At 48.0% G+C, this 12,492-nt stretch carries 13 protein-coding genes; 4 read left to right on the top strand and 9 right to left on the bottom strand.

The features are described from left to right. Positions 1-174: 174 nt before the first annotated feature. From EZE20_RS15640 to EZE20_RS15670, 7 genes are all read right to left on the bottom strand, one after another. A complete protein-coding gene (locus EZE20_RS15640; protein WP_132119324.1) occupies positions 175-1,272 on the bottom strand; it encodes a hypothetical protein in 1,098 nt (365 codons plus the stop codon). A 31-nt stretch (positions 1,273-1,303) separates the two neighbouring features. Next, a complete protein-coding gene (locus EZE20_RS15645; RefSeq protein ID WP_132119326.1) occupies positions 1,304-2,002 on the bottom strand; it encodes a hypothetical protein in 699 nt (232 codons plus the stop codon). Next, on the bottom strand, positions 1,989-2,543 hold the full coding sequence (locus tag EZE20_RS15650) for an RNA polymerase sigma factor (RefSeq protein WP_132119328.1): 555 nt from the start codon (positions 2,541-2,543) through the stop codon (positions 1,989-1,991). Before EZE20_RS15650 ends, EZE20_RS15645 begins: the two co-directional genes overlap by 14 nt. A 102-nt stretch (positions 2,544-2,645) precedes the next feature. Beyond that, positions 2,646-3,470 (bottom strand): DUF1206 domain-containing protein, encoded by an 825-nt coding sequence (locus EZE20_RS15655; RefSeq protein WP_228713784.1) that lies wholly within the window; start codon positions 3,468-3,470, stop codon positions 2,646-2,648. Between the two features lie 79 nt (positions 3,471-3,549). Then, positions 3,550-4,392 carry a DUF1206 domain-containing protein gene (locus EZE20_RS15660; protein WP_132119330.1) on the bottom strand — a complete coding sequence of 281 codons (843 nt, stop codon included), beginning with the start codon at positions 4,390-4,392 and terminating at the stop codon, positions 3,550-3,552. A gap of 43 nt (positions 4,393-4,435) precedes the next feature. Next, positions 4,436-4,870 carry a GNAT family N-acetyltransferase gene (locus EZE20_RS15665; protein WP_228713786.1) on the bottom strand — a complete coding sequence of 145 codons (435 nt, stop codon included), beginning with the start codon at positions 4,868-4,870 and terminating at the stop codon, positions 4,436-4,438. A 111-nt stretch (positions 4,871-4,981) separates the two neighbouring features. Continuing rightward, a complete protein-coding gene (locus EZE20_RS15670) occupies positions 4,982-6,229 on the bottom strand; it encodes a bifunctional 3,4-dihydroxy-2-butanone-4-phosphate synthase/GTP cyclohydrolase II (RefSeq protein WP_132119332.1) in 1,248 nt (415 codons plus the stop codon). 197 nt (positions 6,230-6,426) lie between these two features. Here EZE20_RS15670 and EZE20_RS15675 point away from each other — a divergent pair, with 197 nt between their 5' ends. The 3 genes from EZE20_RS15675 (at position 6,427) to EZE20_RS15685 (ending at position 9,898) form a co-directional block, all read left to right on the top strand. Then, the gene (locus EZE20_RS15675) at positions 6,427-8,376 is read left to right on the top strand and encodes a T9SS type B sorting domain-containing protein (RefSeq protein ID WP_132119334.1); all 1,950 of its coding nucleotides are present in this window, start codon (positions 6,427-6,429) and stop codon (positions 8,374-8,376) included. Between the two features lie 114 nt (positions 8,377-8,490). Beyond that, on the top strand, positions 8,491-8,838 hold the full coding sequence (locus EZE20_RS15680; RefSeq protein WP_132119336.1) for a YbaB/EbfC family nucleoid-associated protein: 348 nt from the start codon (positions 8,491-8,493) through the stop codon (positions 8,836-8,838). A 67-nt stretch (positions 8,839-8,905) separates the two neighbouring features. Next, complete coding sequence (locus EZE20_RS15685) at positions 8,906-9,898, top strand: glycosyltransferase family 2 protein (RefSeq protein WP_132119338.1); 993 nt, start codon at positions 8,906-8,908, stop codon at positions 9,896-9,898. A gap of 20 nt (positions 9,899-9,918) precedes the next feature. Here the strand turns inward: EZE20_RS15685 and EZE20_RS15690 are convergent, their stop codons facing one another. Then, positions 9,919-10,140, bottom strand: a complete 222-nt coding sequence (locus tag EZE20_RS15690; RefSeq protein WP_132119340.1) for a PspC domain-containing protein — start codon at positions 10,138-10,140, stop codon at positions 9,919-9,921. Positions 10,141-10,499: 359 nt separating this feature from the next. Here EZE20_RS15690 and EZE20_RS15695 point away from each other — a divergent pair, with 359 nt between their 5' ends. Further along, positions 10,500-10,694, top strand: coding sequence for a cold-shock protein (locus tag EZE20_RS15695; RefSeq protein WP_132119342.1), 195 nt, complete (start codon positions 10,500-10,502; stop codon positions 10,692-10,694). Between the two features lie 70 nt (positions 10,695-10,764). On the opposite strand, the gene lysS is transcribed toward EZE20_RS15695, so the two are convergent. After that, a complete protein-coding gene (lysS, locus tag EZE20_RS15700) occupies positions 10,765-12,480 on the bottom strand; it encodes a lysine--tRNA ligase (protein WP_132119344.1) in 1,716 nt (571 codons plus the stop codon). Positions 12,481-12,492 lie beyond the last annotated feature (12 nt).

The following is a 12,492-nucleotide window of genomic DNA, read 5'->3' on the forward strand; positions in this document are numbered from 1 at the left end:
TGAAACGTGGGAAGATGATTTGATGGGACTATACGTTTAGTCAGCCTCATTAAATTTTCGTGCCAGCACGAGCAGTCTTCTACAACGAAGTCACTCCCGGATAATTAACGGGAGTGACTTCGCAGGTTGGAAGAGAAAATGGGAAGTATAAAGTCAAGTGGTATTGTATCTAACTCACAACCCAACCGAAATCCTCAACCCCGGACTTAGTTTTTTAAAGAATCCATTAAAGTAAACTTCGGGTTCCAACTTTACGAAAGGCGAGAGACTAAATCCGCCCGAAAGACGCCAGGTTTGGGGCTCATACACAGCGCCGCGCCGATGCACCAAATAGCCCAACGTAAGCTGACCGCTTTGTTTGATTGGCTTACGACCGATTAAAGTTGCTTCCGTTTTTTGAAAAAAAGTAAGCCCGGCAGATATAAATCCATTTTGTACAAAGGTTGGTTTCCCTCCCTCCGCCTGCGAAAAGAAATACTGTTGATGGTAGCCAACTCTGGGTTTTAGATGTGATTTTTCGAGGTACAGCGTAAAATCTGCGTTCAGTGAAGTCATCCAGTTTCCACGAATATAGCCCAAACTTACTGCCGGAGAAATGATGAGCATATCTGAGCCGAAGTTTGCCACCTGTACGTTGCGATCTCCCAAATAACGCCCATATGCTTCCGGTGAACGATCCAGAATTACGGGATCCGTCTCTTTCTCCATCTGTTCAATCAGGTAAGCGGTTTTCTCTCGGGTTTCTTCCAGCAGTTGGGGAAGATCTCTAAGATCATTTATCAGTAAATACATCTCTGCTTCGGGTTGATTGACCGTTGCCCGAAGCTTTATTTTCAGTGTATCCAGCACCGATTTTATCCGTACGAGTTCCTGATTCAGGACCGAGAATTCAGATCGGGGTTGCGGAAATTTTTCCCAACGCACCGCTTCGGCATCGTCCGCCTCAGGTTCAAATCGTACCGAAAGTCCATCTGTCGTAAGGGGTTGTTTTTCAATAATTTCTCCGTAAGACTCCCAAAAAATGCGCAGCAACGAATCGGGCCGTTGCACCCGCTTGATTGCCGAATAGGTAGAAGCCCTCAGAAGCAGCACATTGCCTTTGGAAAGTTGCACTTCCAGCGTTGCGGGTGTAATCAGTCCGGGATAGTCTTTTTTAAATTTTTCTGCATCCAGTTTGGAGTCAAAGGAAACATTAATATCTCCAATCTGAGCCAACAGGGGGTCCGTTACGCTCCCCAGCAGGAGGGCGATCCAAAGCATTGTTTTTTTCATGAAATAAAAATTTGACGTAAGAAAAAGTGTACTAGTTGATTACTTTTTGAATTGAAATTTTGAGTGGAATTTGCTCACCACCCGAAGGCGCAGACGGTTGCTGAGCAGCCGGAAACCCCAGCCGGATTGCTACTTGCGTGCGGGCTTTTTGTTGCTGTTTTTCCTGATTTCGCAGTTCATTTCTATGCACGATTCGCAGCTCCGCCGGTTCGGATTTGGGCTGAGTGAGAATCGGTTCTTCGGGCTGAAATTCTTGTTTAATTGATTCTACATCAGGTGTTTTTACAGCCAGTTCTGCTGGTGGCAGCACGTCAGGTATCGGCACTTTTACGGCAGGTAAAATTTCAATCTGCATCTTTGATTTTTTTGTTTCATTTGATGCAGCTTTTTGTGGTTTATGTGCTGTAAAATACTGATTACTAGTAGCTTTATTTTTTTCAGTAGCTTTCTGAACAAAAATTTTTTCAGGCTTTACCGCAACCAAAGGCGCCGGATTTTCTGTACGGAATGCTCTATACGTACCCACAGCCAGCAAGATAAGCAGCACCGCAGCCGCCACCGATTGCCACCAAAAAAGACTTCTTTTTTTGGTGTTATTTGGTTGATTTTGCTTTGATAATTCCGGTTGCAGTTGCTGCCAAAAAGCCGTTGGGTCAAAGTCGCCATGCGGCTGATCGGCCAGGTATTCGGCGTTGTCCCGAAAAAGTTTGTCCGGTTTATTTTCGTTCATAGCTGTATCCATTTTTAAGGAGTAAAACTTGCAGGGCCGCCCGCGCCTTACTGAGCTGCGACTTTGACGTATTTTCACTGATAGACAACATGTTGCCGATTTCTTTATGGGTAAATCCTTCCAGCGCGTACAGACAAAAAACCGTACGGTAGCCATCGGGGAGACTCAAAATCAGTTCCTGAATTCCTTCGGCATGCAGGTCGCTTTCGATGGGTGCAGGCTGCGACGGAACGTTCAATTCCAAAGTGACGCTGTCGTCAAAAAAATGTGCAAATGCTTTATTTTTCCGTACGTGCATCAGAGCCTCGTTGGTCATGATGCGCTTCATCCAAACGGTCAGTTCGTCGTCGCTGCGGTACTCAAAAGCAGCAATTGATGAAAAGATTTTCAGGAAACCATTCATCAAAACCTCTTCTGTTTCGAGCGGATTTTTGACGTAGCGGCGGCAAAGCCGGTACAGGCGGTTGGCGAAATGGTCGTACAGTCGCTTTTGGGCGAAAGGGTTTTGCCGTTGGCACTGCCGTACAATTTCTGAGAGCATGCTGAGTTTTTTGGTTTCCTGAGTATAGAAATGCGAAAAATCCCCGCCGGGTTGCCTGCGGGGATTTTTTTATTTTTTAATACCTCAAAAAAAACAGACCGATCAGCGGGTTTGAATGGGTTGATACCGTGCTCTGACAAACATAAATACGCCGTAGCAAAGCAATCCCAGCGCTATGATGCCCAGGATTACGGTACCATATTCATTTTCAACAAAACTAAACGCAGAATCTGAACCTCCTGCTTCACTTGGGTCGGATTGAATGGCGGCTTTCAAAAAGAGGTAACCGATAATCAGCCACACAATGCCCCGCGCAATGTAGCCTGCTTTTCCGGTATGAATCAACGTACCTTGTATTTCCCGTCTCAGTTTTGACTCACGTATTTTTTTTCGATATTTTTCTGAAAGTGCGTAGTAGATTTGGTACACTCCAACCGCCATTGTCCCGACGGCCAATAGCCCTACCAACCATTGCCCGTAAGGTTGTTCCAGTAACTTTTGAACCAACGTCTGCCGTGAGTCGCCATTGCCGCTGCTGCCACTCCCTATCAGCAACCGCACGGCATAAAACGTGGAGGCGCCATACGCCAGTCCACTTGCCAGATAGGCCGCTCTCTTGCCTAACCCCTTCGCCGAATTACCCTTTTTATTGGTGTCCTTAATGGCTTCAATACATCGCCAGATCGCGTAGCATAGTAGGCCGAGGGCGGTTAGTCCCAATAAAATCTGACCAAAGGGTTGTTTTTCAATCCAATTTAAAATCTCTGTTCTACTGCCCTTGTCGGCATTTCTGCCCAATTCGAAGGCGGTGGTGGCGGTCAGGATACCAATGAGAGAATAGACCACACCTTTGGCGATCAGACCGGCGCGAGCTGCTCCTTCAATCCATTGATCCTGCGAAGGTGCTTTGGGTGTTGTAATAGTCATACAGGGGAACGAGTAGGTTGGTGAAAAAAAATGTTTCTTTTTTCTTCACCAAAAGTATTCCAGCCCACCCGTGAGGCCCCTAAGTACCTGACTTCCTATTTGAATTAATGATTGGCTGAAAGCGCGCTCTGACAAACATAAAAACTCCGTAGCACACCAATCCCAGCGAAACAAGCGCCAGCGGCAGTGAGCCGTATTCCCTTTCCATAAAATCAAGCGCGGCATCAGAGTCACCAGCCTCGCTTGCATCCACCTGAATGGCAGCTTCAATCAGAAAATAGCCCAATACCAGCCACACCAATCCACGAGCGATGTAGCCAATTTTCCCGGTTTTTATGAGCATTTCCTGCACAGGAGTATCCAGCGGAGATTCCTGAACGATGCGCCGATAGTCGCCGGAAAGCGATAAATAAATTTGGTAAATGCCCGTTCCGAGGGTAAAAAGCGCAACAATGCCGAGCATCCATTGCCCAAAAGGTCGAGTCAGGAGTTCGTAGGCTACGGTTTGCCGCGTATTTTCAACGCCTTTGCTCGTGCCCAGCAGAAGTTGGGCTGCATAAAAAGTGAAGGAACCGTACACAAGTCCATACGACAGGAAAGATGCCCGAATGGCTAATCCCTGAATGCTATTTCCTTTGTTGTCGGTATCGTAAATCGCCTGAATGACCCGCCACAGCGAATAGCAAAGCATGCCGACCGTGATGAGCCCAAGCAACACCTGCCCCAAAGGCTGCGCCTGGAGCCAGTCCAGCACTTGCGACACATTGCCTTTGGTACCCGAGCGCCCCAAATCAAAAGCAGCGGACAGAGTCAAAATGCCGATCAGGGAATAGACAATGCCGATGGCAACCAGGCCGATGCGGGCGGCGAGGGTAATCCAGCGGCGTTGGGTGGCAGGTATGGGAGCCTTTTTATCTGACATAGTGCATATAACCATCCTCCACTGCGTCGTTGAACGCTATTTGCTAGCGAATGGAAACGGCAAAATGCAGGCTTGTTACCTTAAATCTTTTGTTGAGATAGAGCCGATGCGCATCCGTGCGGGCGTCATTAACTCCCGAATCCAGATGTACTTCGTCGATGCCTTCCTGCCGGGCGTAGGCCAAAATCCAGTCGACCAGGTGTCCGGCATAGCCCTGCCCCCGGTATTCGGGAAGCGTGGAAAGGTCATCGATATAAAGATATTTTCCCCGAAAAAGATTGTACCCTACTTCAAAAACAGCCACGGCGGCGGCTTCCTCATTTTCCTCCACAAACACCATTGTCCGGTTGTCGGCGAGCGTTTTCAGAATGGCGTCGTCGTATTGTTCATCCGTTAGTTTAGGACGAAGTGCCTGTATGGCCCGGCGGCATTTGGCCAGGTCGGTCGTAGAACTTGCTTTTTGAATCAAAATAGACATGCCAAATGAGTATTTACTATGGATTGGCCCCAACGGGGCGCTAAGCTAATTGGTACAAATGAATGAACAAACTACCTCTTTGCCTGACCCCACACATTCCGGTTGTTTCTTTCAACCTTTCGTAGTAGAGACCGTCAGGTTCAACAGGCTATGCCCCATTTTGTCGCGTTTGGTCAGCAAATAATTTACATTGTGTGGATTTGAGGGAATTTCTATGGCAACAGAATCCACAATTTCGAGACCATAGCCCATGAGCCCTACCCGTTTTTTGGGGTTGTTAGAAATCAGGTTGATTTTGGAAATACCGAGATCACGCAATATCTGTGCACCGACACCATAATCGCGGGCGTCCATCGGCAATCCAAGTTCGAGGTTTGCTTCCACGGTGTCGCGGCCCATTTCCTGCAATTTATAGGCTTTTAGTTTATTCAAAAGACCAATTCCACGGCCTTCCTGATTCATATACAGCACGACACCCTTTCCGGCTTTATCAACCATTTCCATCGCAGCGTGCAGCTGTCCGCCACAATCGCAGCGGCAGGAGCCAAAGATATCGCCCGTCACGCAGGACGAATGTACACGTACGAGTACGGGCTCATCTTTTTCCCAGCTTCCCTTTACGAGCGCCAGGTGCAGATCACCCGTAGTAATTTGCCGATAGGCAATCAGGTCAAAATGCCCCCACTCGGTCGGCATATCCACGCCGATTTCCCGTTTGATGAGCGATTCTTCTTTTAAACGATATTCGATCAGGTCTTTTATCGTGACGAGCTTCATATTCAGCCGATCGGCAATTTGGCGCAATTCGGGCAAACGGGCCATGGAACCATCTTCGTTAAGCACTTCGATGAGTACGCCCGACGGCGCCAAACCCGCAAGACGGGCAAAGTCGAGCGAGGCTTCGGTATGTCCTGTGCGGCGCAACACGCCACCGGCTTTGGCTTTGAGCGGGAAAATATGGCCCGGCCGGCCCAGGTCTTCGGGCCGGGTGGCGGGGTCCACAAGTGCCCGGATGGTTTTGGCGCGGTCGGAAGCCGAAATACCCGTCGTGCAGCCGTTTCCGAGCAGGTCAACCGATACCGTAAAGGCCGTTTCGTGGGTGGCGGTGTTGGTGCCCACCATCATTTCAAGACCCAGCTCGTTGCACCGCTCTTCGGTGAGCGAAACGCAGATGAGGCCGCGCCCTTCACGGGCCATGAAGTTGATAAGCTCCGGGGTAATCAGCTCCGAAGCGCCAATCATATCTCCCTCATTTTCACGGTCTTCGTCATCGACTACGATTATCAACCGTCCCGCCTTTATATCTTCGATGGCTTCTTCCACAGAATCCAGCCGTATTTTGGTATTATTGTTGCTCATTAGTTCGATTGATGAAAAATAGTTTTAATGCTTCTCTCGTTTTAGGATGTAAAGGTAAATCCTTCGTTTGGAAAGTCTTACTTTTGAGTACTTGAAAAACAAAGGTTTGGACGGTTCCGTTTCCTGAACACCTGCTCAGCGTTCCATTCATTTCATTTTCATCACCACTTTCGATAAAAACTTTACAAATAGTACACATGTGGCATTGCAGACTAGTACGGGTCTTTCTGATGAGTTGTTTGCTGGGATGGAGTTTGCCCGGACATACGCAGGATTTATGCCTTACCGGCAGCGGCGGAGGGTTTTCGATCAACGGAGCAGGCGGTACAGCCGCCATCGAAGGCTGTGCACCATTTACGGTTACTGTTGAAAGCACCGTTACTGGTGCTAATAACATTGCTTACAATTTTGACTACAAAGGAGAGCCCAATCCGGTTACCACTACAAGTCGATCATTTAATTTTAGCAAACCTGGCAGGTATCGTATTTTGCAGGTTGGCAGTAGCGGCGCCACGGGCATCACTGCCTGCCGTGAGATAATTGTCCGCGACCGCACCCCACCCAAAGCTACGGCCACGGCATGTACAGGAGGAAGAGTACTGCTGACTATTGCCGATGACAGCATCAGCCGTCAGTACGATCAGTTTGAAATTCAATGGAATGATGGCTCAGGGGTAGAATACATCAATAAAGGCAATGCTTTAACTGCGGAGCACCTATATACTGGAACGGGAGCGCGGATAATTACTGTAAAGGGAGCGTATTTTTCGGGCGACTGTAATGGAAGTAATCCCATAACCTTGCCCGTACAGGTTCGCCGCGACAACATGGCAACAATCGGAATCACCGAAGTTGTGGCGCGGGCCGACGGAACCGTCGGTCTTTCCTATTCAGGTCTGCAACTTATAGAATCAGAAGTATGGGCGCAAAGCGGAAGTCAGCCGTATGCAGCGCTGGGCATCAAAAGTACGCAGGGTGGCCCACAGCAGCTCACGCTATCTTCCCTGAATCCGGAGCAGGTACATTGCCTCAAAATGCGCTCAACGGATGCGTGCAGCACGTCCGTTGACTCTGATGAAATTTGTACCATGCTGGTAAAAGGCATAGCCGAAAATGAACGGAACGTAATCACCTGGAATCAATACCCCAACAGTCAGAACTTTTTACAATATCAGGTACTGCGTAACGGAATTATCGTTCAGAGCTTTACGTCAACAACCCAAACGTCCTACATAGATCTCAACGTAGAGTGCGGAATTTCCTATCGCTATCAGGTAATTGCGTTCACCCAAACGGCCCGTTCGGTATCTGCGCCGCTGGAAGTTACTGCCAAATCAGACCTTAAACCGAGTGTCATAGAGCAGGCACTTGTGAGCGTAGAGCAGAATGGAAGCGTTTCTCTCGTGGCTTTTCCGCCGCTGCAGGGCACTACGCCAACTTACAAAATGATTTTTGAACGGGCAGAAAACGGAACCAATGGATTTCAGGAAGTAGGCGTGACCGAAAATACCAATCGCTATACCGATATAACGGCAGCCACCTCCGTACGGTCCTATTGCTACCGGGTTTTGTACGAAAATGCCTGCGGCAATCGCTCAGACCCAAGCCCGCCTATCTGTACTATATTTTTACAAAATTCAGGAACGACCATTCGATGGACTGACGAAAGTCCCTTTACAGATGACCTGACTTCTTTTTTGGTTATAAAACTAAACCCAGGCAGCAACGACACCGAAACCGATGTGGGCCTCAATACGACCTTCGACCCTCAGTTTGACGATCCTGACACCCAGGAATTCAACTATCAGATTCGGACAAGATCAGCTAATGGTGCTTTTTTAAGCTATTCCAATGTGATTTTATTCCGGCGGGAAGCCAACCTCTTTTTACCCGATGCATTTTCTCCCAATGGCGACGGCATCAACGATTTTTTTGGGGTAAAGGGTGTGTTTTTTGACAGCTTTCAAATGTTTATTTATAACCGATGGGGACAAGTTGTGTTTCAAACCGGTGATACCGCCGAAGGCTGGGATGGACGCACGCAGGGAAATCCCGCTCAGGAGGGACAATATGTATACAAGGTAATTATCCGGGACAATACCGGCAAGGACTATATCAAAACGGGTACCGTTCTGCTTTTACGGTAAAGCTGCTATCTTTGCAGGGTTCTGAGAGGAATAGTTTGGCGTATAATCAAGACAAACATCTACGCTTCGGAACGAGTTTTATAATCGGATATTTTACAAAAAAACAACCTGACTATGTTTGGAAGTATGGGTGATATGATGGGGCTGATGGGCAAAATGAAAGACCTTCAGGCTCGAATGAAAGAAGCTCAGGAACAGTTGAGCGGAATTACAGAAACGGCCGAATCAGGTGCCGGACTGGTGCGCGCTACCGTAAACGGGCAGAAAAAAGTTGTCGCTCTGCAAATCGACTCGGATCTGTTGAAACCCGAAGATAAAGAAATGATGCAGGATTTGGTGGTTGCCGCTGTCAATAAAGCCCTTGATACTATCGAACCAAAAATTAAGGAACATCTCCAAAAAGCGACCGACGGTCTGCTGCCCAATATTCCGGGAATGGACTTTGGAAATCTTATGAAATAAAACCGTCCTGTTTATTTTTACCCCATTTTAGCGTTGCTCCGGCCTTTGGTCCGGAGTTTTTTTTCTAATGAAACAGGTCGCAATTGTTATTTTGAACTACAACGGGCAAAAACACCTCGAACAGTTTTTGCCTTCCGTTCGCCAATTTTCAGAAGGTTGTGAACTATGGGTGGCCGACAACGCCTCCACCGACAGTTCTATGGAGTGGCTTGCCGCACAGCCCGGACTGAACCTCCTCACGATTCCAGAAAATAAAGGATATGCGGGTGGCTACAATTATGCCCTCAGCCGCATAGAGGCCGAGTTTTATGTGTTGCTCAACTCGGACGTAGAAGTAACTCCACATTGGATCGAACCCGTCATTTCGTACATGCAGGCCAACTCAAACGTGGCGGCCTGTCAGCCCAAAATAAAGTCGTTTGCTACGCCCACGCATTTTGAATATGCCGGTGCGGCGGGCGGATTCATGGATTATTTAGGGTATCCGTACTGCCGGGGCCGGATTTTTGATACCTGCGAAAAAGATTCGGGTCAATACGACCACACCATGGATGTTTTTTGGGCCACAGGCGCCTGTCTGTTTGTGCGGGCCAAAGATTTTCATGCCGTCGGAGGTTTCGACGAGCTCTTTTTTGCGCACATGGAAGAAATAGATTTATGCTGGCGTCTCATCAATCGCGGGCATCGAATCAGTTGCTGTGGACAAAGTGAGGTATTTCATGTCGGTGGCGGCACGCTGCACAAATCAAACCCCCGCAAGACGTTTCTGAATTATCGAAACAACCTCGTCATGCTTTACAAGAATCTTCCAGCCAAGCAACTCTTTCCCGTTTTGCTGGCAAGGCTCCTACTCGACGGAGTATCAAGCGTGCGTTTCATTATGGCCGGAGCGTGGCCGGACGTATGGGCGATTGTGCGGGCGCATTTTGCCTTTTATGGACTTATTCCCAAGCTGAGCCGTATGCGTAAGGAACTGCCAATACAGGCAGAACTTTACCAGAAAAGTGTGGTTTGGCAGTATTTTATTAAGGGCAAAAAACGGTTCTCGCAGCTCCCTTAGGGCGCTTCCAAACCGGCTATTTACCATTCCCAGATTGTTGGGCTTTGGTGGCGGCGAAGGTGCTTGCGGATTTCCATCCAAAAAGCCATGATGAGGTATAAAATGATGGGCGAACCAAAGGTCAGGAAGGTGGCGTAAATAAAATACAGACGAATGCTACTCGCGGAGATTTTCCATTTCTCTCCCAACCGCGCGCACACGCCAAAAATTTGATTTTCTACGTAATAGCGAAAACGATCCATGCCAGTAGTTGTGTTTTGAACCTTTAAATTACTCATAAGAATCGTTGCATGCAAATGAACATAAGTAGCTATATCTGAGACACACAAGGTGTTTATATCGGCAATAACCCACGCATACTCAAATTGTTTGGTGAAATTAATTGTTTTCCAAACAATTTTCGTTTCTTTGCGTTTGAAGAATTTGTAAAATTTTGACTACTCACGTTTTGCTAAACATGGATTCCCTGCCTCTCCGGGAGGTGCTTTCGGAGATTCTCCCAAGTCATTCCTAACCACTAGGCCTATCCCAATGCAAGTCGTCAGGGCCAATTTTTCCAAGTTTTTCATGTATTATTTTTCATTCTTATTATACCATTATCATGCAGACAGGTACTGTAAAATTTTTCAATGAAGCCAAGGGGTATGGTTTTATCGTTGAAGACGATACCAACAGAGACATTTTTGTTCACGTAACAGGGTTGGGAGGCCTTACTATCCGTGAGAACGACCGCGTTGAATTTGAGGTTGTGGAAGGCAAAAAAGGACTGAATGCTGTACAAGTAAGAAAGATATAATTTTTACTTTTTCTGGCAGTGAAAAACAAAAAGACCGCGGCATTGCTGCGGTCTTTTTGTGTAAATATAGCTAGGCAATCCAGGCTTCTACCTCTTCCTTTTTAGGCATGGGTGCGTCAATTTTCAACTTCTTACGCATACCGCCCAAATCATTGAATACCTTGTTGGGGCTTGCCGCTTTGAGTTGATCAATTGTCATCAATCCCATTTTTTGTAATGCAGGCACCCACACGAGCGGCACTCCGGCGGCTTCGTAGTCGGCATCTGAGGCAAGTTCTACCTTCTTTTCAGGCCGCATTTGCGGGAAAAATATAACCTCTTGTATGCTTGAATTATTGGTCAGAAGCATCGTCAGGCGATCAATGCCGATGCCGATACCTGCCGTGGGTGGCATGCCATATTCGAGCGAACGCAGAAAATCGTCGTCCATTTCCATCGCTTCATCATCGCCCCGCTCTTTAAGCTTCAACTGATCGTCAAAGCGTTCGCGTTGATCGATCGGGTCGTTGAGCTCCGAATACGCATTCGCTATTTCTTTTCCATTTACAAACAGTTCAAAGCGCTCTACCGCTCCGGCCTTGCTCCGGTGCTTCTTGGTCAGCGGCGACATCTCTACCGGATGATCGATAATAAACGTTGGCTGAATGATGTGTTCTTCTACTTTTTCACCAAAAACCTCATCAATAAGCTTGGCCTTGCCCATTGTTTCGTTCACGTCCATACCCCAGCTGCGGCATTGCTCACGAATAGCGACCTCGTCCATGCTTTCGACATCCAGTCCTGTGTATTGTTTGATCGCATCCGTAATGCTCAGCCGCGGATACGGCCCCGCAAAGTCCAGCTCAGTGGTACCGAAAGTTGCGGTGGTTTGACCATTGACCGCCACTGCCACTTTTTCCAGTAGCTCTTCCAGCGTGCGCATCATCCAGTCGTAGTCTTTATAAGCTACGTACAGTTCCACGGTCGTAAACTCCGGGTTGTGGGTTCGGTCCATGCCTTCGTTGCGAAACAGTTTGCCAAATTCGTACACGCCTTCAAATCCGCCCACAATGAGGCGTTTGAGATGAAGTTCGGTAGCAATTCGCAAAAATAGCTTCATATCCAGCGAGTTATGATGCGTCTCAAACGGACGCGCCGCTGCCCCACCGTGGATTGCCTGCAACACGGGCGTTTCTACTTCCAGCCAGCCTTTATCATCAAAATAACCACGCATCGTCGTGATTATCCGCGCCCGCTTGCGGAACACGTCCCGCACGGCAGGGTTCACGATCAGATCCACGTAGCGCTGCCGATAGCGTAGCTCGGGGTCAGTAAAGCCGTCGTACACGTTGCCTTCGTCGTCGCGTTTGACCACCGGAAGCGGCCGAAGAGCTTTGCTCAGAAGCACAAATTCCTGTACGTGAACCGATATTTCGTTGGTTTGAGTCGTAAAGACAAACCCCTTGATACCGATAATATCGCCAATATCAAGCAGCTTTTTGAATACCGTGTTGTATAATGTTTTGTCTTCATCCGGGCACAGATCGTCGCGCCGGAAGTACAGCTGAATGCGGTCGGTGCTATCCTGCAATTCGGCAAAGGATGCGCTCCCCATGATTCGGAAACCCATGAGCCGTCCGGCCAACGTGACACTTTTATAGTCTAACTTATTGTTTTCGTAGTTTTTATGAATGTCAGCAGCCGTGGCATTTACCACAAATTCTTCGGCAGGATAGGGATTTATCCCCATCCGCATCAACTCTTCGCGCTTTTGGCGGCGCAAAATTTCCTGTTCGCTTAGTAGCATTAGATGTCTATT

Origin of the sequence: Arundinibacter roseus (assembly GCF_004348825.1) — a bacterium.
Taxonomy (GTDB): Bacteria; Bacteroidota; Bacteroidia; order Cytophagales; family Spirosomataceae; genus Arundinibacter; species Arundinibacter roseus.